Source organism: Butyrivibrio sp. VCD2006, assembly GCF_000423925.1.
GTDB lineage: Bacteria > Bacillota > Clostridia > Lachnospirales > Lachnospiraceae > Butyrivibrio.
The window spans coordinates 1-26,216 of sequence record NZ_AUIX01000046.1; the positions used below are offsets into that span (position 1 = coordinate 1).

A 26,216-nucleotide genomic window follows, 5' to 3' on the forward strand; every position below is an offset into this window, starting at 1 on the left:
GCAATCATAGACAGGACAAAAGATCAGTGTGACCTTGTATGGCTTGAGAATCTGAATCTTCGCGGAGGTTTTAAGGCAGATATCATGAAATACATTTCCGATAAACATCCGGATCTGGTGCCGCTGTATGACGAAATCTATAATAAAAAGAACCGCAGCTATTTTGAAGCGCTGGAAAAGAAAGCAGAAGAGCTGGCTAAAAAGTATGATTGCAGGTTTGTTGATAATGAAACTCCGTATGAGAGAGTAGAGAAAGGACATCCAACAATCGTAGATTACTTTTACCACGAAGAAGTAAGAGGAACTGCCAATAGTGGAAAGAGAAATGTAATACATAATCCTTGATGGAAGAATAAATCAGAATACTATCGTGCTTAAGTAGAGCGGATATCCTGCATGCCCAAACGTCAGAGTATTTGATTCAGACATTGAGGAGTTGAAAGAGATTAGAAAGAAGTTATGAGCAAGGTATTATAGTCCTGGCGCAGAATGGGTTCAGATAGTATATGAGTATAAAAACGAGTGAGGTGTGCAATGAAACAATATATTGTTGATGCTTTTACAAACAAACCTTTTTCAGGCAACCCGGCGGCAGTTTGTGTAATGGATAAATGGCCGGAAGAAGATTTCATGATGAAGCTCGCGATGGAGAATAATCTGAGCGAGACAGCATTTATAGTCAAGGAGGAAGAAGGCTATCACCTCAGATGGTTTACTCCGGGATCTGAGGTTGAACTATGCGGTCATGCGACCCTGGCCTCCTCTTTTGTGATATTTAACTACTTTGAGCAGAATAAGGATGTAATAGAATTTAATACTCTCAGCGGAAAACTAACAATTACCAGAAAAGGGAAACTTTATGAGATGGACTTTCCCACATATGAGCAGCAGGAGATACCAGTGACAGATGATATGGAAAGTGCTTTTGGAGTTAGACCCGTTAAGGCAATATTGGGACCTGATCTTGTATGCATTTTTGAATCTGAGGAGCAGATCCGAAACATGCAGCCGGATCAGAGTAAACTTGCTGAGCTACCCGGCCGTGGGCAGGATGTTACTGCAAAGGGAACAGATACAGACTGTGTATCACGTAGCTTCTTTCCTAAACTTTTGGTTCCTGAAGATCCCGTGTGCGGTTCTGCACATTGTCAGATAGCAGATTACTGGTCAAAAGAACTGGGAAAATCAGAGATTCATGCATATCAGGCATCAAAAAGAGGTGGTCATCTATACTGCAAACTGCTTGAGAACGGAAGAATAAAAATAAGTGGAGAGGCTACTTTGGTGGCTATCTCAGACATTGCCGTTGACTTTTAATTTCAGTTAAAAGTGCTAACTCAAATTGAGAATAATGAATTGTCTCAATTGTCAGAAAAATGCAAAAATGCATCTGAAAATTGATTAGTGTGTCCAAATATTTCCGTGATATGTTTAGCTTGAGGAGTGAAAGATAAGTGCAAACTTCCATCGTTGGTTTGAAGTATAATTTGGAATGATGATGTAAACGCAGCTTCTCAGCTTGGATGATATTGTAACTATGTCACAGTGATGGAGTTTAATGAAAAAGCACTCTCACTTCCAACAGAGTGAGAAATCAAGAAATATAATATCAGTGATTTTTAGGTCGTTATCCGTGTAGATGACGACCATATTTTTTTTGTGTGATAGGCTTGTTTATGCAGATGATACGAATCGTGTCATACATGTCACCAAGCGTTTCTTCAGTTTTTTCATGATTCTTGTTACGGTTCATATAGCCTCGCGAACAAAACAGAAAGGATTATGAGAAATGAAAAGAAAAGGATTTAAGAGTTTATTATTTGGAGCATTGTATTTAATTGTATTTGTAGTCTGGACATTACTGATCCAAATTGTTGATGTTCAGCCTGTCGGGCAAAATGGGACAGACATAGGTTTTGCCACGATCAACTGCTATTTTCACAAATTGACCGGGGTTCATATGGTCATATACACCATAACTGACTGGTTGGGACTTGTGCCTATATTCATATGTCTGATATTTGCAGGTATCGGTCTTACCCAGTTGATACAAAGGAAGAGCCTGTTTAGAGTCGATTACGACATAATAGTACTTGGGATATACTATATTATAGTGATATTTGGATATCTGATATTTGAAATGATCCCAATCAATTACAGACCGGTCCTGATAGATGGATTTATGGAGGCATCTTATCCATCGTCTACAACACTCTTGGTATTAAGCGTCATGCCTACTCTCTGGTTTCAGGCGAAAAGAAAGATGAAGAATAAAGTCGTACTGAAATATGTATGCGTCTTTTCAGCGTTGTTCTCCATTTTTATGTTTGTAGGAAGAACCGTAGCTGGAGTTCATTGGCTGACAGATATCATGGGATCAATTCTCTTGAGTACGGGATTATTTCTTTTATACAGGGCTGTTGTTCTTATCATTGATGAAAAAGCAAAAGCCTGACAGGGGGTAAAATGGAGTTTGGCGAAAAACTGCAGGAACTTAGAAAGAATAAAGATATGACTCAGGAAGAGCTGGCAGAGGCTTTATATGTTTCAAGGACTGCAATTTCCAAGTGGGAGTCAGGTCGTGGGTACCCGAGCATAGATTCGTTAAAAGAGATATCGAGATTCTTTTCAGTATCTATAGACGAACTTTTGTCGGCAGAAAAGATGGTATCGATTGCCGAAAAAGAGAATAGGGACAATATCAGATATATTTGCGATATGCTTCTTGGAATCATAGATGTGCTTGCGATGATAATGATTGTCCTGCCCATATATCCCAATAGGATTGATGGTGTCTATTATGCGGTGAGTCTTCCTGATTATGTTCAGGCAGGAAGACTGAAGTGTATGCTCTACTGGGCTGTTTTTATTTTGTTGGTAATCATCGGAGCAGTTAAGATTCTGTTGACAAGACTGAGGCAGGAAAGGGGAAGCAGGATCATTACAGCCATATCAGTGATAGTGGGAATTACCGCAGTACTTCTTCTCGCAATGGGCAGGGAAGCCTATGGAGTTTCAATGCTGTTTCTGATGATTGTGGCAAAGGGAATTGTGATCTACAAAATAAGATAAATCATGTGTTTCAGGAGGGATTATGTCAAAGCATTTAGTAAGGAATACAGTTTTAGCAACAGTTACGGTTCTTTTGTTCTACTTTGCCCAGGGGGCTGCGGTGGTCATGGGACAGCTTGAGGGTCTTAAGGCTATTACAGCACAGAAATTGGAGAAGAGGGACCCAGGTTTATTGTTTATAAGGAGCAGGAATAATGTATTTCAAGAAATATACAGATAATGATTATGAGGCGGTATGTGATTTTCTTATAGAACTAAATGCTCGGGATACAAGCCATATTAATTGGAACTGGGCGAGATTTGAGTGGATGTATGAGCATCCGGAATTCAATAAGGATTTGATTGAGTCCATTGGGCTTTGGCTTGATGATGGTAACGTTGTTGGTGCAGCAATCTATGATATGTATTTCGGTGAGGGATTTTGTGGAGTCTTACCTGAGTATAAGCAGTTATATCCTGAAACATTTGACTATGCCTGCACTAATCTCATGGATGATTCAGGATTTTCCCTTGCAGTCTGCGATGACAACACAGATGAAATAGATTTGGTCTTAAACAAGGGCTTTATCAGGAATGAGCAGACAGAAAATATCATGGAGCTGGACCTGAAAAGGGAATTTGGAGCTACTTTTGTTATTATATATACTTATGAATGCACTTTTCAAGATATATGCAAAATATCATACGTTGACAGCATCTGTTCTTAATGATATGATTTCTCATATTTCCCATGAGGGAGTAGCAAGCGTTTTAACGTAGCAAGTCAACATACTGGCTTTGGCCTGGCTTGTTTTAAATTGCGAGACTCATGTATAGTTGTTTAAGGGAGAACTATGCATGCTGTCATTTTTTCGAAGGAACGACCAAGTATAGTTTTCTGTACTTGGTCTTTTTATTTTTCTTTTTGTTAGGAGATGGATTATGGGCTTATTTGAAGTACTGCTATTGGCGATAGGTTTGGCGATGGATGCGTTCGCGGTCTCTATTTGTAAAGGTCTTGCAGTAGGCAAGGTCACAAAGAAAGAGTATCTCTTGTGTGGCGTATGGTTTGGAACATTTCAGGGAGTTATGCCTCTTATAGGTTATCTGGTGGGTTCCAATTTTGTTAAGCTGATCAGCATGGTGGCGCCATGGGTGGCTTTTATTCTACTGTCACTGATTGGTGGTAATATGATCAAAGAAGCGCTTGGTCCGGATGAGGAAGTATCACCGGGATTCGATGTCAAGACGATGTTCATGATGGCTGTAGCTACAAGTATTGATGCTTTGGCAGTCGGCATCACTTTTGTAGCAGTACCGGTTGAGATCATTGATTCAGGAAGACTTATCAATGTTGTGATTGCAGTAATCATTATCGGAGTCATTACTTGTATCATTTCAATGGCAGGAGTTAAGATAGGCAGCGTTTTCGGGGATCGATACAAGGCAGGATCCGAGATCATGGGCGGAACAATTCTTTTGTTCATTGGATTCCGAGCACTTATAACACATTTGGACAGCGCTAATACACTCTCCGACACCGAGACAATCTTTGGAATGCTGATTCCTCTTGTCGGAACACTCCTGGGCTCGCTGATCATCTATGCTCAGAAGGCTCAGCTCTCGGACAAGATGAGGGCTGTACTGGTTGGATTCAGTTCAGGAATTATGCTCTCAGCAGCAGTCTGGGCTATGATAGAGCCTGCAGTTAAAGGCTTTGACACCAATGTACATAAGGGAATCATTCCTGTAACCATATTCTTTTGTGTAGGCGTGCTCTTCCAGATTCTTCTTGATAAATTCATACCACACACACATGTTTATTCCGATATAACCGAAGGTCCGGAAAGTGAATTGAGCCCCAAAATAAAGGCTGTGCTGAAGGAAGTGATCCATCATGCTCCCGAAGGAATAGCACTTGGAACTATTTACGCAGCTCACTTCATGGAGACTGAATGGATATCATCATCGGTTGCGCTTGTCCTGGCTATTGCCATCTCACTTCAGAACATCCCGGAAGCGCTCAACGTTTCACTTTGGCTTAGAGAAGCAGGAACCAAAACCGGCAAGGCATTTCTTATGGGAGTTGTATCCGGTGCACCAATACCGCTTCTAGGTATTATCACTGTTGTACTGGTTGTTTTATTCCCCGGCCTTCTGCCTTATATAATGTCAGTTTCCGGTGGAGCTCTTGTTTATACCACCATCGAGGAAATTCCTCAGATAGCCCTGAAGCAAGACAACGACAGAGGCGCACTTACCTTCGCAGTAGGCTTTGCAATCGTTATGTTAATGATCTTTCTTTAAATTAAACGTTAAAAAAGGGGCTGTGAAAAAATGAGAAATCATTTTTCACAGCTCCTTTTTTGTTGCAATAGACTTGAAGAGGCACTGGACCTTGGAGTCAGGGCTTATAACTCACTTAAAAGAGCTGGATATTCCACCATCGGAGAACTGGCGGAGGCAATAGCAGAAGGCACAGAGATTGCCAAGATCAGAAACTGTGGTGCCAAGAGCTGCAGAGAAATAATGGAAAAGCTCTTTTTATACCAGTATACAAAGCTGCAGGAGAAGAGAAACTCCTTGCTGCTCGTGAGAAGATTGGACGCCTGGAGCCAGGAGAAGTAGGAATTACTCCGGCTTTTAATCTTGGTGCAAAATACATCATTCATGCCAGCGGACCATGGTGGGATGGTGGAGATCATGGTGAAGCAGATTTTTTGAAGGCATGCTATGACAAATCTCTGGAGCTGGCTTATGAGCATAAGTGTAAGTCCATTGCTTTTCCGCTGCTTGCAACGGGAACTTATGGATTTCCGCAAAAGCTGGGGATTGAGATTGCCGTGGATTCTTTTACCAGGTTCCTCACTGAGCATGAGATGGAAATCTTCCTGGTGGTGTTCGGACAAAAGTCTGTAAGGATTTCCGGAGAACTTGGAGAGGAAGTACGCAGCTACATTGATGATGACTATGTTACTGAGACTCTAGATGAAGAGTACAGATTAGAGCGTCCTCGTGATAGAAGACGTGAAAATTACAAAGAATTCGAATCAGAAGATATTGGAAGCGCACCTAAGGAGGATGAGATTTATGGTGCTCCTATGATGTCTTCTCTTAGTGTTGCCGGAGCTGCACCATCTAAGAAGGGGCTCTTTGCCTCCCCAAAAAGCGTGATGAATTCACGTTTGAAAAGCTTAAATCAGAGTATGGAATCTATGCAGTGAGAGGGCCGAGAGGCATTCCTAACACTCTCAGCGCTGCACTAAAATAAGATGGAGATAAAAAATGTCATACTGTTCCTGGGATCAGTCTTCAGAACTGAATATAAAGTATCACGACTTTGAGTGGGGCGTTCCTTTGCATAGATCCCAGGCTCTCGACTGTCTCTGATTACTATAACAGATGCTGACATGTTTGAACATATCATAAAAGATACTTTTTGGCTCCTACAAACTGCTAGTTTAAGCGGTTTGTGGGAGCTTTTTATATACCTGGTACCGTAAGCTCTAACTACGCTTACGTATTTTGGGTATCCTGTGGTGCCATTCTTTCTTTAAAGTATTTATCAGAAAGTGTGGACAGCGTGGAGCGTTATGCTTGCTCCGAAAGATTGGTGTGGATGAAAGTGATGCACGTTGTTCTTGAAATCAGCTTCGAAAATAAAGATAAAATTACACTATGAAATAATATTTTACAATATTGATCCTCTTTTAGATGATATTTATATCATATAGTAATAAAAAAGGAGGCAATTATGGGAAAACATAAAGAGCTAGGGGTTGATAAAAATGGTGTGCAAAAAGTCTTAAGAGGGTATGACTATTTTGCAGATATGTTGGGACAGTTTGGTCTTGCTTTAATCGGTAACCTGGTTGGTCAGTTAACATATTTTTATACAGATAAAGTAGGGCTGGCTGTTGGTGGCGTAGGCATTGCAATGGGAATTGCAAAAGTCATTGATGCAGTTACAGATATCTGGTTTGGAAATGTTGTGGAACAATCCAAAGGCGGAAACGAGAAATACTACAAGTGGATGAAACGGATGATGATTCCGGCAGCAATTACAATTATTTTGCTGTTTACTGTTCCAAAGGATATTAGTCAGGTGGCATCCTTTGCCTATGTAACAATTACAAATATTTTGTTGACTGCGGTATTTTATACCCTAATATCCACTCCCTTTGCAGCTACCATCGTTGTTCGAACAAAAAGTTTGGATGAAAGATCCAATCTTGGTATTTTTAGAGCAATTGGATCTTATATTTCCGGAATCATTATGGCAATTGCGATTATTCCGATTACCAATGCCTTGGGAGGAACACAAAATGCATGGATTAAGTTTGGCTTTATAATTGCCTTGGCAGTGCTGTTGTCTTTATTGATTTGTAGTATTAACGGAAATAAAGCCGTAATGAAGGTTGCAGAATATAAAACGGAAGAAAAAGAGGAAGAAAAAGTTCCTTTTAAAGAAGCTGCAAAAATGTTATTTGCCAGTAAGTATTGGGTAATAGTTTTACTGTTTAATATTATTACCAGTGTTACAAATGCCATATCAGCTTCAGCAAATACTTATTATTGTAAGTGGATTTTCGGAAACGATAATCTGGTAGCGTTAGTTGGTGGTTTTGGTCTTTTGGGAACGGTAATAGGATTTGGTATTTCAAAACCGATTATTGAGAAACTGGGAGTCAAAGGTGCGATTGATTTTGGATTGCTTGGAACCGTAGGAGCAATGATTATTCGTTGTTTGGCGCCTGGCAATATTGTAATGTATGTTGCAACCGGAATTGTATCAAGTGTAATGATGATGCCGTTGATGTGTTTGTATGGTGTACTTTTGGGAATGGCTGTAGACTACAACGAATATAAGTATGATAAAAAACTGGTAGCAATCTCATCCGGTGCTATTGGATTTGGCTCAAAAGTGGGATCCGGAATTGGTTCCGTTATTTTATCCATATTTTTGGTGCTTGGAGCCTATGACGCATCTTTGCAGGTTGCAACTACATCCATGAGATATTCCATTTATGGATTTGCAAATATCTTCCCCATTTTTATTAATCTTCTTATGTATCTTATTTTCAGAGGATTTGATTTGGAAGATAAACTGCCTCAGATGAAAGAAGAAGTGGAAAAGAGAAGAATGAATTCTGAAGCATAAAGCAAAAGACACAGAAGATGATTACTTCTGTGTCTTTTTTCTATAGGAAAGTGGTGTTTCACCAGCTATCTTTTTAAACACGTTCTGAAAATAAGATTGGCTGGAAAAACAAAGGTAGTTGCTGATCTCGCTAAGAGATTTATCCGTAAATGTAAGTAGGCTTTTGGCTTCCTGGATTTTTGCGTGTGTAATGTATTCTCCTAAGTTGAACCCCAACTCTTCTTTGAAATGGGAAAGTGTGTAGGATCGACTTCGATGAATATGATTACTGACGTCATCAACAGATATGTTTTCATTCACGTGTCCGTTTACAAATTGAATGCAGGAGTACACATCTTTACTTAAGCCAGAAGGAGTCATTTTTTCTGAGATGCGTTTGGTGAAGTCAACCAGCATATTATATTGAAGTGAAGTAATATCAAAGATGGTTTGCAAGCGTTCACATTCCAAGGAGTACTGGTCGATTAACTGGTAAGTTAATTCTATATCTAATCCTGCCGGTATAGCCGCAAATTTTCCAATCGTTGCAACCTGACCAAGAAAAATATTCTTTGCCTGCCGAAGTGGTGAGTCACCAACAGTTCCTTCTGACAAGGGTTGGTTTTTTACATGTTGCAATAAAAAGTTTTCCAACTGAGCTACATTACCTGATTTTACGTAGCTTAGTATTTGTTGTTCCAGCACATAGGTACCGTGAATATTTTGCTCTTCTCTGGCTTCATAGGAGGAATGGGATACTTTTTTGGCAATGTCTTTTTTCAGATTGGGATTTGCTATGGAGTACAAATCTTCTAATGCAGGCTTTTTTCTGTGTATTGTAAAAAAAGCCATAGAAAGAATGTTGGTGAATTGGTGATAGCTTACTCGGGCCAGTCGATTTAAATCATCAGCAAGTTTATTTTTTTTGCCGGAAGGGATGCTGTGTGCTCTCATAAAACTATGAATGATTTCTTCATTAAGCATGGAAGAAATAACAGGACCAATCAAAAGAGAAGTGTCTTTGCCTGCGTTCAACTGTACCAGACCATAGTAGCAATTATCATCGGCTAAGGAGGTGGTTATTATTTTGTTGGAAGCAGATAATTGGTCGAAAATCTGGATGCTTGGTGAAAAATAATCCGGATAACCACAGAATGATATAAATTGACTATCTTTAAAATAAGCAATTGGTATATTGTGGGCGGCATAGAATAGTTGGCAAAAATCATTATAATTCATAAGTATTACGTCACCTCAATAAAATATAAATTACAATTCTAAAGATAATTTTACATTATCAATATGGGGGAATCAAGTATCTTATGATTAAAGAACATAGATTATGTAGAAGCAGGAAGGTTAGAAGATGAAAGATTTTATTGTCGTATCACCGAATAATGATGAAGAAAGTCAATTGGAAAAAGAAAATCGCTTATTATCCAGACAAGTGGCAGAAGAGGGTTTTGTGCTGCTGTACAACAATGGAGTTCTACCTCTTCAGGAAAGAACCGTTGCTTTGTTTGGTACCGGAGCAAGAATGACTGTTTTTGGCGGAACCGGGAGCGGAGAAACAAAGGGACGTCAAAAAGTAACGATAGAGCAGGGACTAAAAAATGCTGGAGTAAAAATAGAATCTTCTCTTTGGATAGACGAATTTGACGAGAAATATAAAAGGAAGCGTAAGGCGTGGAAGGATGATGTGGAAGAACATATTCGCGGATATCATCTGTGGAATGTGATGGATATGTTTCGAGAGATTGATAAGCATCACTTCGTTTTTCCTGTAGGGGATGAAATATGCGAGAAGCATGTGAAAGAGGAATGTGACGTCGCAATCTATATTATTGCAAGACAAGCCGGTGAAGGTGGCGACAGAAAACTGGAAGAGGGAGATTACTTTTTATCACGTACGGAAGTAGATTCCATTTCTTTTTTGAAGAAGCATTATAAGAAGGTTGTAGTTTTGATTAACAGTGGTGGAAGTGTTGACTGTTCTTTTATGGATAGGGAAGAAACGAAACCGGATGCTTTATTGTATATTGGTCAGCCGGGAGAAGAGGCAGGAAATGCGGTAGCAGATATTTTGCTGGGGAATGAATCTCCCAGTGGTCGTCTTACTGCAACATGGGCAAAAGATTATTATGATTTCCCTGGAGCTGATGAATACGGCTTTTTGGGAGAGAATTCCAAGGAAGCAAACTTTAAAGAGGGTATCTACGTTGGTTATCGATGGTTTCACGCAAATCATATAGAGCCAAGGTTTGCCTTTGGATATGGTATGTCGTATACAACATTTGAACATTGTTACTTGGATGTTAAGCAGAAGGGGACCAAACTTGTTTTTCGCATTTGTGTAAAGAACACCGGTGCAGTTTATTCCGGAAAAGATGTAGTGGAAATATATGTTCGCAAGCCTTCTGCAGATATATATCAGGTGATGAAAGAATTGGCTGGTTATGGAAAAACCAAGAAACTGAATCCCGGAGAAGAGGAAATCTTAGAAATTGAAGTATCCTTGAAGGATTTGGTTACTTATCAAGCCGATATGCATGGGGAATATTTACTATCCGGAGAGTATGTTTTCTTTGAAGGGACTTCGGCTGATAATTTAAATGCAATTACGATTGCTGTGGTTCAGCAAGCTTGTTTACTCAAAAAAGTAGAGCCGTTGAACTCATGTAAAGTGAAGTTCGATGAGAAGATTTTTGAGAATAGTTTTATTGAGAATCGTGAACTTCCTTTATTAGAGATTGACACTTCAGTATTTGATTCTTACATTTCAGAACATCAATCAGAAGGAGTAATACCTTCGAACCGCGTTTTAAATCTGACAGATGAAGAGCTGTGTACCATGCTGGTTGGAGGATCGGTCGTTAGCTATGGCTACGTTCGTACACCGGGAACCGTAGGAAGAACTTCAAATATCCTTTGGAAAAAGCATAAATTGCCTAGTATTAACATGGCGGATGGACCGGCAGGCTTAAATCTGACTCCACAGTCTCTAATTACAAAAGGAGGAATGGAAAAAAGTTATCTTCATCTTCCTGAAAATTGGAGTTATGGTTTTTTGCCGAAAATGGAATGGATTGCTGTAGGAAATCCCAAGAGAGATCGAATGATTTGTCAGTTTACGACGGCTTTTCCCTCTACTACGGTAAGAACACAAACCTGGAATCGAGAGTTGATTTACAAGGTTGGTGATGCTGTTGGACGTGAAATGAAAAAATATGGAATTACATTGTGGCTTGCACCGGCTATAAATATTCAAAAGAACCCACTGTGCGGTAGAAACTTTGAGTATGCATCGGAAGATCCTTTGTTGTCCGGTTATATGGCGGCGTCAATTATTGATGGAGTGCAGCACTTAGGTGGAGTGGGCGTGACAATAAAACATTTTTGCGCCAACAATCAGGAAACAGAACGAGAGTATATGTCATCTAATATTGGAGAACGGGCTTTGAGAGAAATCTACTTAAAGGGATTTGAAATTGCAATTCGTGAGAGTAATCCATGGTCGTTGATGACATCCTATAACAAATTAAACGGTACATATACTGCAAATCATAATGAATTGTTGATGAATGTGCTTCGAAAAGAATGGGGATACAGCGGAGTGGTTATGACAGACTGGGGTGCCATCACAAAGGAAAAAGGTGATTATTATCAATGTGCGAATAACGGAAATGACTTGATTATGCCTGGGGATGGTTCTGCAGTGAAGCAATTGTTAAATGATTTAAAGACAGGACGATTGAACCGAAAGGCAGCACAAATTAGCGTAGAACGAATCCTGCGTCTTGTAATGAAGAGCGATTATGTAGGATAGGAAGTTGAAATAATAACTCAAAATATGAAAGAGGAGCGGAATATGTCAAATGTATTTAATGAAAACTTCTTATGGGGAGCTGCGTCTGCGGCGCCACAGATAGAAGGGGCTTGGAATGAGGATGGAAGAACACCAAGTATTTGGGACGTGGCGCCCTCCAAAAAGATTAAAAATGGAGAAGATTGTCACACTTCCTGCGACCATTATCATCATTGGAAAGAAGATGTGGCATTGATGAAGAAAATCGGTTTGAAGTCCTATCGATTTTCTCTAAGCTGGTCTCGTATTATTCCAAAACCCGGAATGGTAAATGAGAAGGGAATTGCATTTTACAATCAATTAATAGACGAATTGATTGCAAATGATATTGAACCTATGATTACGATCTTTCACTGGGATTTGCCGGTTTGGATGCAGGACATGGGAGGCTGGTACACCAATAAGATTGTAGATTATTTTCGTGAATATACGGAAGTGGTGGTTCGGGCATTTTCTGACCGCGTGACTTATTGGATGACAATTAATGAACCCCAGTGTTTTATCATGAACGGTCATTTACAGGGGGCTCATGCACCTTTTCACAAGAGAGCACTTGCCCTTGCAAGAATATCGGAAAACTGTATGCGCTGCCATGGAGTTGCGGTGAAAACCATTCGAGCAAACGCTGTAAAAAAACCAAAAGTTGGAATTGCTATGGCAACAGCAGCTTATGTTCCAAAGAATGATTCTGTGGAGGCAATGGAAGAAGCAAGAAGATTGTCTTTTGAATCTACGATTGGTGTTATGAGCAATAAATGGTGGTTTGATCCGATTCTGAAGGGGGAAAAAGTAAATGCCTTTGGAATCTTTCGTACCAAAATGAAACATATGGATGAAATCCATCAGCCTTTAGATTTTCTGGGGCTGAATGTTTATGCACCATCCAATGATCAGGATTGGACAAAGGAAAAACATGATCCGAAGCCTGGAATTCCCAGAACTCAATTGGGATGGGTTATTGATGAAAGGGTTTTATATTGGGCAATTCGATTTATGTCAGAACGGTACGGCCTTCCTATTATGATTACGGAAAACGGCATGGCAAATTTGGACTTCCAGCAATTGGACGGGAAGGTACATGATCCGCAAAGAGTGGATTTTATTCATCGCTATTTAGGTGAGTTAAAGCGAGCAGTTAGTGAAGGATATGAGGTTATTGGGTATCAGCATTGGTCCATTATTGACAACTTCGAGTGGGCAGAAGGCTATGACCCAAGATTTGGTTTAATTTACGTGGATTTTCGTACTCAAAAGCGGATTCTCAAAGATTCTGCTTATGAGTATAAAAAGATTATTGAATCAAACGGAGAAACAATATAAGAAAAGGTTTTGAAACGGAGAACAAAGGTAATGAGACAATCATTCCGATTCGGATGCAGGTAAATGATGTAATGTTAATTACTGTTTCCTAGTATGAAAAGGATGCATTATGAATAAAAAATGGGAAGATATCACATTTATAAAAGAAAATAAAGAAGATGGTCATGTCCTGTCTTTTCCAAAGGAAGTTCATCTGTCAGATTTTGGTGAGAATGAGAATCAGACATCCCTAAACGGGAAATGGAAGTTTTTGTATATTCAGGGATGTAATGTGAAAAAAGAGTATGCTTGTGATACTTATGATGACAGTGCCTGGGATGATATTGTTGTGCCAAGAGTGTGGCAACTCCAAGGATATGGTTCACCTTATTATTTTGCATCTTCTTATCCCCAGGCAATCGACACGCAAAAAGGGAATATTCCTCATATAAGTGAAAACCTTCAGGAGATTGGTGTATATCGAAGAAGTTTTTCTTGCGATGAAGTTTGGGAAGATAAAAATGTTTATTTACATTTTGGAGCAGTGAAATCGGCTTTGGAAGTCTATGTAAACGGGAAATACGTAGGTTATTCTCAGGGGTCTATGACACCCCATGAGTTTCAGGTATCGGATTATTTGAGACCGGGAGAGAATCAAGTGACAGCCGTTGTGTATCGATATAGCGATGGCACTTATCTTGAAGATCAGGACATGTGGTTCTTCAGTGGAATTTATAGGGATGTGTTTTTGTATTGGGAACCAAAGGTAACGGTGCGTGACTATTTTATGCATGCTACTTTTCCCACAAAGTGGCAGAAAGATTTGATGTGGGACACAAAGGTGCCTTGTAATTTTCAAATCGAATTGTATTTTGAGTCTGACTGGGATAATCAGGTTACTGAAGTAGAAGTTGAGATTCCCGAACTGGAATTTCTGCAAAAAGCATCGGTGACGTTAAAAAAAGGAAAAACGTTTTTCGAAATGAAAGGGGAGGTGGCTCCACTGTTATGGAGCCATGAATCCCCAAAGTTATATGATGTACAAATACGATGGAGTATTGGGGAAAAGATTTATTTCAAAGAGGAAATGTTTGGATTTCGAGAAATAAAAATAAAAGACAACATACTGTATTTAAATGGGAAAAGACTTATTTTAAAAGGTGTCAACAGACATGATTTTGATCCAAACACAGGCTGGACACTCAGTAAAGAACGCTATATGGAGGATATTCGAATATTAAAAGAATTGAATATCAATGCAGTACGTACCAGTCATTATCCCAATGATCCTCTGTTTTATCGTCTTTGTGACCAATACGGAATTTTGGTTATGGATGAAACTGATTTGGAGTCTCATGGAGTTCGGAGAATCCTTCCTATGTCAAAAAAAGAGTGGGAAGTCCCTTGTGTGGATCGGATTGAGAGAATGATTTTACGGGACCGCAATCATCCCTGCGTCATTATTTGGAGTCTTGGAAATGAAGCCGGTATGGGAGATGTGTTCAAAAAAATGCGTGCCAGAGGTGGGGCGTTGGATGCTACCAGACCATTTCATTATGAGGGTATGCATGATAAGGAATGCACGGATTTTTTAAGCCGTATGTATCCAACAGAAGAAACTCTAGATCAGCTGTGTCATAAGGAAGCAATTGTTGGGTTAATGGATGGTGTAATGAATTCACTGGCGGCGGACAACAAAGATATTACCTGTGATTTGTACGAGGAAATGCCGGTGGTACTTTGCGAATATGCCCATGCCATGGGAAACAGTCTGGGTAATTTTTCTGAATACACAAAAGCGTTTGAAAAATATCCTCATATGTGTGGTGGTTTTATTTGGGATTTTGTGGATCAGGCTATCTGTGTAAAGAAAGATGGAGAGAATCGGTATTTATACGGGACAGATTTTGAAGAAACCTACTCCGAAGATGGATTTAAGAAAAAAAAGGATAAGAAGAGTGATGGAGCTTTTTGTGGCAACGGAATATTGTTTGCAGACAGAAGTTTTCATCCTGACGCCTATGAGGTAAAAAAATGCTATCAGTGGCTGGATGTTAGAAGTACTCATCCCCAAAGTGGTATTTTTCAGATTTATAATCATCAAATGTTTTGCTCTGTTTTACCATTCTATGATTTGATTTGGGAACTATGTTGCGACGGAGTTCTGGTTTTGAAGAAAAAAATAGAAGAAGAGAAGTTACAGGGAATATTGCCGGGAAAACAGAAGACGATTATTTTGGACGAAATAAGAAGACAGGAGTTTCCAAAAGCTGGGGAAATCATTGTCAATTTTTATTTTTTTCCAAAAGCTGAAAATGAATTGGAAAGAAGTGCTGTGGCTGTGTCACAGTTTGTGATTCGTCCATTTCACTTGGTTAAACCGGATGTTGGAAAAAGTGACCGGGAAGCGACTTTGGTACATAAAGACTTGGGTTTTCAAATGGCAAATGGATTTATGAATCTGGAGCTGTCCAGAGTGGCAACAGACAATAACATTGATTTAGGGCATTTTGTACCTCAGCTGGAAAACACTGTTTTGGTAAGACAGTGGGATGCTGCAAATAAAAGACTCTGTATTTTGAATCAAATAACAAAAAATGAAGACGGGAAACGAAGCATTCAAACAGTTTATGGACATCCCTTTTGCAACAAGTTGGAAATAGAGATTACAGACTATAAAAATGGATACTACGAGGTTTTGTTAAAGGTAAGGACTAAAAGAAAAGATGTTGTAGCGACGGGAGTTTCCTTTTCTTTTCAAGAGACCTTTGAACGTTGCCGGTGGTATGGTCGTGGACCCCATGAAAATTATATAGATCGAAAAGAAAGTGCACTTTTGGGTTTGCATGAAAAAGGACTATCGGATATGAGTCATATGTATTTGCGACCGCAAGAAAATGGAAATCACTGTGATGTACGCTTTTTGTCTTTGGAGGGAAAGCAACATGATATTTTTGTGTGGAATTTGTCCGAAGATGGAATGGAGTTTTCTGCTTGGGATTATTCCAAAAAAAATCTGGAGAACGCAAAGCATATTTATGAACTTCAAAGAGGCGAGGAAACAACGTTAAACATCTATGGAAAAATGAGTGGTGTTGGTGGTGATTTGCCGGGAATGGAATCTTTTTATGATAAGTATCGTTTAAAAGCCAATGAATTATATGTAACCCATTTTTTGATGAAAGTGATATCGAAGGAATAAAGCATGAAAAATGAAGTGAAAAATATAGTTGGAATATCCATGATGTCTTTGACAAAGACGATAGGTGAAGTTTTGATTTCGTCTTTTTTGGCATTTTATCTGACGGATTATTTTCCTATGGAGGGAAGGCTTGGGAGTGTTTTTATTGCGGCAACCCTTCTGCCTTTTCTACATCTTTTGGATGCGGCAACAAATCCGATACAAGGTTGGTTGATTGACTGGGTGGTATCCAAAGGGAAAAAACAATATAGATTTTTCTGTGCTGTTGGCGTAGGAATGGTATCTTTTGCTTCCATTATGATTTTTCATATTCCGAAAGCCTTATGTAGTGATCTGAAGTCCCTGGTTGCATATATTATTTGTTTTTATTTAATCTACGATTTTGGGTCTTCGTTTTTTGTAAACGGTGCTCTGATTCAAACTATGACGATGGATTATAATCGGAGAATATCTTATATTCTGTGGCCAAGATTGGTTGGGGTTGTGGCTATTGTTCCGTTTGTGTTTATGTTTCAATTTGTAGAGTATTATAAAGAATATTTTGAAAATCAACGCGCTGGAATTGGGATGTACGTTATGGTGCTGATTCTTGTTTCCATGATTCTTTCTTTGATAGGAGTAGTACTTGTAAACGAGAATAAGATATTAAAACAGACCAGAAATCATGTCACCTTCCACGTATTGGACATTTTCCGTATGGTAAAGAAGAACAAACCCTTTGCAATCTATCAGATTGGGAATTTTTTTGTGGGATTTATCTATGTGACGATTACTTTAATTGCTATGTACTACGTGAAATGGAATTATTGCTACGAGTTTGAAACGGGATATCTAGATTCGGGCAAGTTTGCGTGTTTGTCTATGATACTTGGAATTGTTGAGTTTATCCCTTTTGTTTTTGGTACATTGGCATCTGCTGCCATGTGTAAGAAAGAAAATAATCCTGTTAAAGGGATGAAGATTTCCATTGCAATTACGGTATTTATGGGAGTTGTTATGGAGATTCTACAAATTTGTGGTCAATTTGCTTTTAATTCAAATCTGTATTTTGCTATGTTGGCGTTTTTGCTGTTTGGATGTGGGATGGCTTTTTTACCGGGAAATCTTTTAGCTGTGGAGACGATGGATTATGCACTATGGAAGACCGGTAAGCCGGCGAATGCGACCATAGAATCTTTTACAAGATTATTATCGGAGTTGCAAAAATCAGGAGGCTTGGCATTTATTGGAGCCCTATGGGTCGTTTTTGGATATGAAGCGAGGGTAGAGGCGAGTAAGTATTTGGGAAGTCTGGATTCTTTACAGGGAATGCTTCAGTGCTTTGGATATTTGACGGCTGTGATTCCAATTATTTGTGGAGCTCTCGCATTTTTGGTTTATGGAAAGTACCCCTTGACTGTTTTGGAAAGAGAAAAAATGATTCGTGATTTGGAAAAGAGAAAAGAAAATGCCTATATGTAATCCTTATATTGTAGCAACACATCTGATGCTTGCTGCAGCAAACGAAGGAGTGGACAGCTGCTGTCTCAATTTCTTTGACCCGGACGTACTTGCAAGGGACCTCGGACTTCCAGAGAACGAGGAAATCCTGATGCTTCTTGATCTTGGTTATGCTGCAGAAGGAGCGGGGCCACTTGATAATCACAACAGCAGAAAAGAACAGTCAGAGACAGTAAGTTATATTTAAACCATAAGTGCCATGTTTCGGTATAAATGCCGTCACATGGCATTTTTTAATGCCCGGGAATATAGTAAAATTGTTAATGGATGCGTTGATGATAATAAAGCCTGAGGACAGCCTCTGCATAGTCGAGATAGATGAAAAGGGAGAAAAATCTGCAGAGATACTGGTTAAGACCCTCTCAATGACAGGGACCAAGAGACAGACCATCACCACCGACAATTTAAGACAGCTGGCAAAAGACTTTGGCGTTACTCTGCCGAAGAAGTTCCTGTAAGGCCTTTTACCTGTTCCTACTGGATGCAGACTCCTTTCGATAAGCGGAAGGAGTCATTTTTGTGTGCTTTTTAAACTGGCGGATATAGTGCTCCGTGGTGTCATATCCAACAGCTTCAGCTATGGTGGCAACACTCATGGTAGAGTTGGCAAGAAGATCCTGACTTCGCTCTATTCGCACGGTCCTGAGGATCTCGGTGTAGGTCATTCCCGTAAGCTCTTTTATCAGTCTTGAGGTGTACTCGTTGGAATAATGGAATTTCTCGGAGAGGTCCGAGAGAGTTACCTCCTTGTAATTCTCCTGAATATACTGGATAAGAGCATATCGCTGTACATCTATACGGCTGTCAAACAGCGGCATCTGAACAGATTCCGAGTAGTTTCTTATTATCAGATAAAAATCAAGAAGCAGGGTATTTGTGATGGCCTGGTAGTGGTATTCCTGCCTGTTGAGGGATTCTGTCAGCATCCAGATAAAGGAAGTAGCTATACCATCATCGGAGCCTGTATGGAACATGATGTAGTCGTTGGCCTTCTTGGCATATATATTGTTCAGGAAAAAAGAGCTGAGTATATTCGGGGTGTTCAGGAAGGAATAGAACATAGAATGTAAAGTATCCCTTCTAAGCATTATGTTTATGACTATAGTGTCGTCAAACACGCTGATGGAATGTTTGATCCCGGGAGGAATAACGCAAAAATCTCCCGTACGCATCTCTATGGTTCTTCCGGAGATGGTCTGGGAGCACTTGCCGTCATAGACGTAGCTCAGCTCAAAAAAGGTATGACTGTGCTCAATGGACGGTGAATACCTCTCATGTTTTTGTACCACTATACTGTCATTATTTGACAGATCGAAAAAGAAGGAATCTTCGAATACCTCTGGTATTGTCTCGGGCTTTTCCAGAACCAGAAGGTGTCTGTCTAGAACAAACTTCATATCAAGACCATTAAGAAAAGCCTTCAGGCTGTCTTTGTCCATCCTGGCAAAATAGTAGTCCCTGTAAAATTTCTCAACTTCGGTAATGTCGTATATGTGCTGCTTTACCGCTGTATGATCCATATCCTTAAGTCCCTTATATATCTGAAATGAACGTCTGATTAAAACAGCTAAATAATACCCCTAATGAAGGAGAATGTCAAAAAAGTTCATATTAGTATCCGAAAAAGTATATTTACATCATAATAGGTCAATAAAATTGAGCGATTATGTGAATTATGTAAAAGCCATTTACTCAATATAATGAATCCATAAACAAGCAATGTCTCAGACAGAAAGGATTCATTGGTTATGAATACTCCGATTCTGGAAATGAAAAACATAACAAAAAAATTCGGAAGTGTGACTGCTCTAAACGGAGTAAACCTTGAGGTTTACCCTGGAGAGATAAGAGGTCTCATAGGTGAGAACGGTTCGGGCAAATCCACCATATCATCCATCGCGGCGGGAATGCAGAAGGCAACCTCGGGACAGATGTTGTATGAAGGAAAGGCCTGGGAGCCCGAGAGCATGATCGATGCTCTGAACAAAGGTATAGGAATGGTGGTCCAGGAGAGCGGAACTATAACGGGGGTCACCGTTGCGGAAAATATTTTTCTGGCAGAGATGAAGAAGTTTAAGAAGGGGCTCCTTGTGGATAGAAAAAGACTCTTCGAGGAAGCGGACAGAGCCCTTTCCAATATAGGAATAACCTCCATTTCCGGAAAGGATATGATGGACAGCCTTTCCTTCCAGGAGAGGAAGCTGGTGGAAATCGCAAAGGTCATACTTAAAAAGCCGAAGATCCTGGTGATAGATGAAACCAGCACGGCACTATCTCATGACGGAAGACAGATCATGTACGGCATCATGAAAAAGATGAAAAAAGAGGGCGGTTCAGTACTTTTTATATCCCATGATCTGGAGGAAATAATGGAGGTCTGCGACACTCTGACAGTCCTTAGAGACGGTAATCTTATAAGGACCTTCGCTAAAGAGAAATTTGATGAAGATCTTATAAGGACCAGCATGATAGGAAGAGAGATAGATGGTGATTACTACAGACCGGACTTTAACTGCAGCTTCCTTGATGAAGAAGCCATTGTGGTAAAGAATCTGTGTTTTAATGACAAGCTTAAGGATGTGTCTCTGACACTTCACCGGGGAGAGATCCTGGGAATTGGAGGACTTGCGGACTGCGGGATGCATGAGCTTGGAGAGGCTATATTCGGAGCGCTTAAACCCGAGAGCGGAGCTGTCATATCCCCAAGAGGAAGGCAGATAAAGTCTCCCCACAACGCAATGACTGACAAGATAGGCTATGTATCCAAGGACAGAGACAGAAAATCCCTTTGTCTTGAGGCCAGCATCAAGGACAATATCGCAGTTGCGGGAATGAACATATTCAAATCCGGGGCGGGACTAATAACCAGGTCCGCGGAAAGGAAATATGTAGACGAGCAGATAGATGCCCTGAGGATCAAATGCTCGGGGAGAGATCAGGTAGTAGCACAGCTCTCCGGCGGCAACAAGCAAAAGGTAGTCTTTGGAAAATGGATAGGTTGCGGCAGTGAGATCCTGATACTGGATTGTCCCACGAGAGGTGTGGACATCGGTGTCAAGCAGGCAATGTATCAGCTTATGACAAAGCTTAAGAGCGAAGGAAAAGCTATTCTCATGATAAGCGAAGAACTTCCTGAACTCATTGGGATGAGCGACAGGGTCCTTATTATGAAGAACGGTGAAATAACAGGAGAATTTAAGCGAAGTAAAGATCTGTCCGAGAGCGACATCATAGGATGCATGATCTAGGAGGCAAAAGAAATGAATATAAAGAAAATCATAAACAGGCAGAATATCATAGCTCTTTTGCCCATGGCGGCGCTGGCGGTGCTCTTTCTTGTTTTCTGCACAGTGGTTAATGCAAAGGGTTACAGACTTGATATGTATCTGAAGATTGTGTTCAATGAGGCGCTGGTTCTGGCGATCGTAGCAACGGGAGCAACCTTCATCTATACCCTTGGAACCTTTGATATCAGCCTTGGCGCTTCCACACTGTTTTCGGCAACTCTCGGAGTAATGGTCTACAACAAAACAGAGAATATAGCGCTGATGATGGCGGTGATACTCCTTACGGGAATTGTGTGTTCGCTGCTTAATTCTGTACTGGCCTCAATCTTCCACATACCGGCCTTTGTAACCACGGTCGCGATGATGTCAGTACTGTCAGCTGTATCAGCTCAGATAATTACGGTAAACGGAGGAGCGCTGGGTGGGATAAGCATTCCCAGCAGCGTAGTAAAGCCCTTTGACAATATGCCCTTCAAGATAGCGGTTCTTTTGCTGTTCTTTGCAGTCTCAGTCTTTGTATTCGAGTTCACAAAGGCAGGAAGAAGGATGAAGTTTGTGGGAGGGAATCCCCTCTGCGCCTATCTTACAGGCATCAAAGCCGACAAGTATACGATACTGGCTTTTGTGATGGCAGGTATCGGTATAGGGCTCGGAGCATTCCTTACTCTTGTATATACCCCTTCGGTCACTACGACAACGGCTTCAAGTATAGGAATGAATATCTTTATAGCCATAGTATTTGGTGGAATGCCCATATCTGGAGGCGCAAGATCCAGGATATACGCCGCACTGGTTGGAGGCTTCTCATATATGCTGCTTAACGACATTTTGGAGATTGTGATAGATTCCAGTGCAGCATACGGAATAACACAGGTGATCAGCGCAGTTTTCTTCCTGATAGTGGTCTATATCACAGGAATGAATTACAAAACCGCACTATTGCCAAGATAAAGAACTTTAGAAAAACGGAGGAAAAATTATGAACAGGAAAGTAACAAAGGTACTCGGAATTGCCATGGCAGCAGCCATGACCGTAATGACAGGATGTGGCAGCAGCGCACCTGCTGCGGTTTCAGACACAACAGATAACAGCGCTGATAATGCGGTTGCAAGTGAAGCTTCCGCAGATCAGGGTGAAACTCGTAAGATTGGTGTACTTGTTGCAGACGTCAGCGGCGAGGAAGCACTTGGATTTAGAAACTACTACGAGAAATATATTCAGAACAACTATAACGTAACCTTTGATTATACAGATGCTCTTGCCAGCGCTGAGGATGAGAAGGCAGCCATCGAGAAGTTTGCATCAAAGGGATATGACGCTGTTATCTCACTTTCAAGCAGTGACAGAGCTCAGCAGATTGAGACCTGCGAAGAGTATGGTATCTACTATGCAGTTGCATCCGGCGTACTTGATGAGAGTCAGTATGAGACCTACAAGACCTATGAGCATTTTGTAGGCCAGGTTGGACCTTCAAACGAGACAGAGTTTGAAGCCGGCAAGGAGATGGGCAAGTATTTTAAGGATAAGGGCGTAAAGAGCGTTGCCATCTACGGAGCGTTTATCCCCAATCCTATGCACGTATACCGCGCAGCAGGTGTGATCGCCGGACTTGGTGATACCTACGGCGGAACAGATGATATGAACGGTATGATCGGACAGATATTCCAGGATCAGGGTGTTGACCTTACAAAGATTTCTGGAGATGTTGAGGTGGTAGCTTACCTTCAGGGATATGGCGACACAACCACCGACGAGCTCAATGCAGCGATCCAGAAAGCACCTGAGGCATTTATCTCAGTGGGAATGGCAACAACCTTCTTTGCCCAGACACTTAGTCAGGAGAACATTCCTTTTTCAGATATCGACTCCTTTACAGCCATGAACAGCGAATCAATGAAGAATGGCTCTCTTGAGTATCTTGCTGGCAAATATTCATCTTCCATCGGACCTGTATTCGCACTTGTAATGGATGCGATTGACGGAAATGTTATTAGAGATCCCGAGGGAAATGCTGTCTCCTTTACACAGGGCTATCTTGTGGCAACAGACGCAGAATCCTTTGACAAGTACTATGTAAACGACAACGGAGATACACCTATTTTTGACAAGGCAAGTCTTGATGGCATTATCGGTCAGGATGTTACCTATGATGATGTAAAGGCACTTATCGAGAGTAAGTGATGAATGGAGGCAGTTCATGAGCACCCTTAAGAAAATTTTAAAGACATTGGCAATCCCTGCTGCTGTGGCAGTGGTATTGGAAGGAATATGCCTTGCAAACGGGCAGACTATCATATCGGGAGCAAAGAGCTTTGATAACTTTGTGGTGTATACCGCCATCGTTATGATCACCACCATGGCGCTCTCCATAAACTTAAACAGCGGAAGATTTGATTTTTCCCTGGGAGCAATGGCAGGACTCTCATCTGTGATAGGTGCAAAGATTACCTACAGTTTTCTCAAAGGGGGCTCCGGTTCTGCACTTCTTATGATGGTGATAACGGTTCTTGTGGGAGCACTGCTGGGACTTATATCGGGAGTCGTGTACTGCGCTTTGAGGCTTCCGCCCATCATCGTCTCTCTTGGTGTGACCCTGGTATATGAGGGAATAATGTATACCATAACAGGCGGAAAATACCTTATGAGTGAGGTTCAGAACAGATCCATGTCAGGATTTATGGGGACCTGGGTCTACGCAGCTGTTATCATTGCGTCGGTTCTTATCTTTATAATCATTGTCTTTGAGCGGACCTCCTTCGGCTATGATTACAACGCCCTTAAGTCAGGACAGAAGGTAGCTGTAGCCACCGGCATCAATGAGGCTAAAAACGCCCTTATCTGCTACACGATCTGCGGCGGACTCATGGGACTTGTGGGTATGCTGAATGCCGCAAGAAATACCACTATAAACGGAGGTCAACTGAATTTCGGAAGTATAGCCATAATGTTCACGGCCTTCCTTCCAATGTTCATTGCAGGCTATATCGGAAGATTCGGAAATGAGAAGGTGGGCTTTTTACTTTCTGCCCTGTGTATGTCCCTTCTGAATTCCACCTTTGCGGTTTTCTCAAACCAGATAAATGCCACGACTCAGTCGATCATAAACGCAGTACTGCTGGTGATCTTCTTAATCTATTTAAACAATAATCATTTGATCAAGAGAATATTTGCACATGTATAACGAGAAATTATTAGGGGAAGCGACAGCTCTTTTCCCTGAAATAAAGAAAAATAAGATAAACGAATGTAAGTGTATCGACTTAATGAAGGATGGGGATGTCATAAAAAGAGATCCCCGTCCGGCATATAGGTCTATCGCACTGAAAAAAGACGACTCCATCATCCTGGATTTTGAGGACCACTATGTGGGGTACCTGACCCTGGACCTTGGCTATGAAGGGGCTCACCCCGACTCTCCGGTACTTCTGAGGATCCGTTTTGCGGAAAGAGAGATCGAGCTTTTTGAGGATGCCTCAGAGTATAAGGGCTGGGTATCACCGGCCTGGATCGAGGAGGAGCTGATCCATGTGGACATAGTGCCCTCTGTTGTGGAACTTGACAGGAGATACTCCTTCAGATACGTCAGGATAGAGGTGGTCGATATCAGCTCCAGATTCTCCTTAAGGGTAAATGATGCAGCAATCACAGCAGTATCCTCTGCCCCGGATGAAGCTCTTTTGCCCTACTACAGTAGTGATGAGCTGGACATGGAAATTGACAGGGTGGCTGTAAAAACACTCCATGACTGTATGCAGACAGTCTTTGAGGATGGGCCCAAAAGGGACAGAAGACTATGGATCGGAGACCTTCGAATTCAGGCTCTGGTGAACTATGTCACCTACAACATGAATGACATGGTAAAGTCAAATCTTTATCTGTTTGGAGCTTTAACCCAGGAGGACGGACGGGTGGGAGCATGTATATTCCTTGAGCCGAAACCTGAGGTCGATGACACGAACATGTTTGACTATTCCCTGTTCTTTATCGTGATTCTTCTGGATTACTACAAAAAGACCGGGGATAAAAAAGCTGTGCTGGATCTTTTTGATGTATGCAAAAGACAGATTGAGCTGGCTAGGCAATGCTTGGATGAGCGCTTTGTGGTAAGGGACTCGGATGTTCTTGGCTGGTGCTTTGTGGACTGGAATCTTGCCCTCAATAAGCAGGCCTCCGCGCAGGGAATTTTCATGTATGCTCTTGAGGCGGCTATCGAGCTTGCCCAGTGCGCAGGAGATGTTCTTGCGGAAGAGGAATATGCGCAGCTTTACCTCAAGCTCAAAGAAGCTTCCAACAGATTCCTTTTTGATGTTGAGAAGAAGCTCTATGTAAGCGGAGAAAAAAGTCAGATCTCTTTTGCCTCGCAGATATGGATGGTGCTTGGAGGAGCAATGGAAGGTAAGGCAGCAGAACGCCTCTTTGACAGAATGGAGGCCTGCCCTGAAGCGATTACCATGGTGACTCCCTACATGTACCATAACTACATAGATGCACTTATTAAAATTGGAAAAAAAGATGTGGCTCACAGGAAAATGTCAAAGTACTGGGGAGGAATGGTGGCAAATTCCGCCGATACCTTCTGGGAACTGTATAATCCGGAAAATCCCAACGAGTCGCCCTACGGGGGCACCATTGTGAACAGCTATTGCCATGCATGGAGCTGCGGACCGGCATATTTTTTGAGAACCTATTTTAATGATACAAAGGATGAACTGTAAATGAGCATAAAGATTGATTACAAAGCAAACCCGTTCTACCTTGATGATGAGGCGATAAAGTGGGTAGAGGATACCTTAAGGAAACTTAGAGAAAAGGGATATGGTCTATCCATTGGCTTTTTAGGTTGGATTAAGTTAACTCGTCTATAATGAGAC

General features: G+C 41.0%; 22 protein-coding genes and 2 pseudogenes. 22 read left to right on the forward strand and 2 right to left on the reverse strand.

All coding sequences use genetic code 11. The features are described 5' to 3' along the window. The 10 genes and pseudogenes from G586_RS0114995 to G586_RS0115040 form a co-directional block, all read left to right on the forward strand. Window positions 1-345 (forward strand): annotated as a pseudogene (locus G586_RS0114995) (radical SAM mobile pair protein B); the annotation flags it as partial. Window positions 346-534: 189 nt separating this feature from the next. Then, window positions 535-1,317 carry a PhzF family phenazine biosynthesis protein gene (locus G586_RS0115000; protein WP_026528389.1) on the forward strand — a complete coding sequence of 261 codons (783 nt, stop codon included), beginning with the start codon at window positions 535-537 and terminating at the stop codon, window positions 1,315-1,317. A gap of 472 nt (window positions 1,318-1,789) precedes the next feature. After that, the gene (locus G586_RS0115005) at window positions 1,790-2,455 is read left to right on the forward strand and encodes a phosphatase PAP2 family protein (protein WP_026528390.1); all 666 of its coding nucleotides are present in this window, start codon (window positions 1,790-1,792) and stop codon (window positions 2,453-2,455) included. Window positions 2,456-2,466: 11 nt separating this feature from the next. Then, window positions 2,467-3,072: a helix-turn-helix domain-containing protein gene (locus G586_RS0115010; RefSeq protein ID WP_026528391.1), complete on the forward strand. Its 606-nt coding sequence runs from the start codon at window positions 2,467-2,469 to the stop codon at window positions 3,070-3,072. 22 nt (window positions 3,073-3,094) lie between these two features. Then, the gene (locus G586_RS0115015) at window positions 3,095-3,292 is read left to right on the forward strand and encodes a hypothetical protein (RefSeq protein WP_026528392.1); all 198 of its coding nucleotides are present in this window, start codon (window positions 3,095-3,097) and stop codon (window positions 3,290-3,292) included. Further along, window positions 3,267-3,779, forward strand: coding sequence for a hypothetical protein (locus G586_RS23290; RefSeq protein WP_051204827.1), 513 nt, complete (start codon window positions 3,267-3,269; stop codon window positions 3,777-3,779). The genes G586_RS0115015 and G586_RS23290 overlap by 26 nt, the downstream gene beginning before the upstream one ends. A gap of 214 nt (window positions 3,780-3,993) precedes the next feature. Then, on the forward strand, window positions 3,994-5,358 hold the full coding sequence (locus G586_RS27405; protein ID WP_081674397.1) for a manganese efflux pump: 1,365 nt from the start codon (window positions 3,994-3,996) through the stop codon (window positions 5,356-5,358). Between the two features lie 30 nt (window positions 5,359-5,388). Further along, a complete protein-coding gene (locus tag G586_RS27065) occupies window positions 5,389-5,679 on the forward strand; it encodes a DNA-directed RNA polymerase subunit alpha C-terminal domain-containing protein (RefSeq protein WP_026528393.1) in 291 nt (96 codons plus the stop codon). After that, complete coding sequence (locus G586_RS25725; protein WP_242832036.1) at window positions 5,661-6,275, forward strand: macro domain-containing protein; 615 nt, start codon at window positions 5,661-5,663, stop codon at window positions 6,273-6,275. The genes G586_RS27065 and G586_RS25725 overlap by 19 nt, the downstream gene beginning before the upstream one ends. A gap of 530 nt (window positions 6,276-6,805) precedes the next feature. Then, entirely contained in the window at window positions 6,806-8,212 is a 1,407-nt protein-coding gene (locus G586_RS0115040) for an MFS transporter (protein ID WP_026528394.1), read from the forward strand. Window positions 8,213-8,233: 21 nt separating this feature from the next. On the opposite strand, the gene G586_RS23305 is transcribed toward G586_RS0115040, so the two are convergent. Further along, on the reverse strand, window positions 8,234-9,430 hold the full coding sequence (locus tag G586_RS23305; RefSeq protein ID WP_051204829.1) for a helix-turn-helix domain-containing protein: 1,197 nt from the start codon (window positions 9,428-9,430) through the stop codon (window positions 8,234-8,236). A gap of 127 nt (window positions 9,431-9,557) precedes the next feature. Between G586_RS23305 and G586_RS0115050 the strand changes: the two genes are divergently transcribed. From G586_RS0115050 to G586_RS0115075, 6 genes and pseudogenes are all read left to right on the forward strand, one after another. Beyond that, window positions 9,558-12,017, forward strand: a complete 2,460-nt coding sequence (locus G586_RS0115050) for a glycoside hydrolase family 3 protein (RefSeq protein ID WP_026528395.1) — start codon at window positions 9,558-9,560, stop codon at window positions 12,015-12,017. Between the two features lie 42 nt (window positions 12,018-12,059). Beyond that, window positions 12,060-13,376, forward strand: a complete 1,317-nt coding sequence (locus G586_RS0115055) for a glycoside hydrolase family 1 protein (RefSeq protein ID WP_026528396.1) — start codon at window positions 12,060-12,062, stop codon at window positions 13,374-13,376. A gap of 109 nt (window positions 13,377-13,485) precedes the next feature. Continuing rightward, window positions 13,486-16,557, forward strand: coding sequence for a glycoside hydrolase family 2 (locus G586_RS0115060; protein ID WP_026528397.1), 3,072 nt, complete (start codon window positions 13,486-13,488; stop codon window positions 16,555-16,557). A 3-nt stretch (window positions 16,558-16,560) separates the two neighbouring features. After that, complete coding sequence (locus G586_RS0115065) at window positions 16,561-18,018, forward strand: MFS transporter (protein ID WP_026528398.1); 1,458 nt, start codon at window positions 16,561-16,563, stop codon at window positions 18,016-18,018. Continuing rightward, window positions 18,005-18,244, forward strand: a complete 240-nt coding sequence (locus G586_RS23310; protein ID WP_081674399.1) for a nitroreductase family protein — start codon at window positions 18,005-18,007, stop codon at window positions 18,242-18,244. Before G586_RS0115065 ends, G586_RS23310 begins: the two co-directional genes overlap by 14 nt. 142 nt (window positions 18,245-18,386) lie before the next feature. Continuing rightward, a pseudogene (locus G586_RS0115075) lies at window positions 18,387-18,515 on the forward strand (rhamnulose-1-phosphate aldolase); the annotation flags it as partial. Window positions 18,516-18,521: 6 nt separating this feature from the next. Here the strand turns inward: G586_RS0115075 and G586_RS0115080 are convergent. Further along, entirely contained in the window at window positions 18,522-19,577 is a 1,056-nt protein-coding gene (locus tag G586_RS0115080) for an AraC family transcriptional regulator (protein WP_026528400.1), read from the reverse strand. A gap of 249 nt (window positions 19,578-19,826) precedes the next feature. On the opposite strand from G586_RS0115080, the gene G586_RS0115085 reads away from it, so the two are divergent. Genes G586_RS0115085 through G586_RS26265 form a run of 6 tightly spaced genes read left to right on the forward strand, consistent with a single transcriptional unit; the run spans window position 19,827 to window position 26,210 of the window. Continuing rightward, complete coding sequence (locus G586_RS0115085) at window positions 19,827-21,305, forward strand: sugar ABC transporter ATP-binding protein (protein WP_242832035.1); 1,479 nt, start codon at window positions 19,827-19,829, stop codon at window positions 21,303-21,305. A 12-nt stretch (window positions 21,306-21,317) separates the two neighbouring features. Continuing rightward, window positions 21,318-22,295 carry an ABC transporter permease gene (locus G586_RS0115090; protein ID WP_026528402.1) on the forward strand — a complete coding sequence of 326 codons (978 nt, stop codon included), beginning with the start codon at window positions 21,318-21,320 and terminating at the stop codon, window positions 22,293-22,295. Between the two features lie 28 nt (window positions 22,296-22,323). After that, window positions 22,324-23,526 (forward strand): substrate-binding domain-containing protein, encoded by a 1,203-nt coding sequence (locus tag G586_RS0115095; RefSeq protein WP_026528403.1) that lies wholly within the window; start codon window positions 22,324-22,326, stop codon window positions 23,524-23,526. A gap of 16 nt (window positions 23,527-23,542) precedes the next feature. Beyond that, window positions 23,543-24,526 (forward strand): ABC transporter permease, encoded by a 984-nt coding sequence (locus tag G586_RS0115100; protein ID WP_026528404.1) that lies wholly within the window; start codon window positions 23,543-23,545, stop codon window positions 24,524-24,526. Next, the gene (locus G586_RS0115105; protein WP_051204830.1) at window positions 24,519-26,060 is read left to right on the forward strand and encodes an alpha-L-rhamnosidase-related protein; all 1,542 of its coding nucleotides are present in this window, start codon (window positions 24,519-24,521) and stop codon (window positions 26,058-26,060) included. Before G586_RS0115100 ends, G586_RS0115105 begins: the two co-directional genes overlap by 8 nt. After that, complete coding sequence (locus G586_RS26265) at window positions 26,061-26,210, forward strand: hypothetical protein (RefSeq protein ID WP_155829601.1); 150 nt, start codon at window positions 26,061-26,063, stop codon at window positions 26,208-26,210. Window positions 26,211-26,216 lie beyond the last annotated feature (6 nt).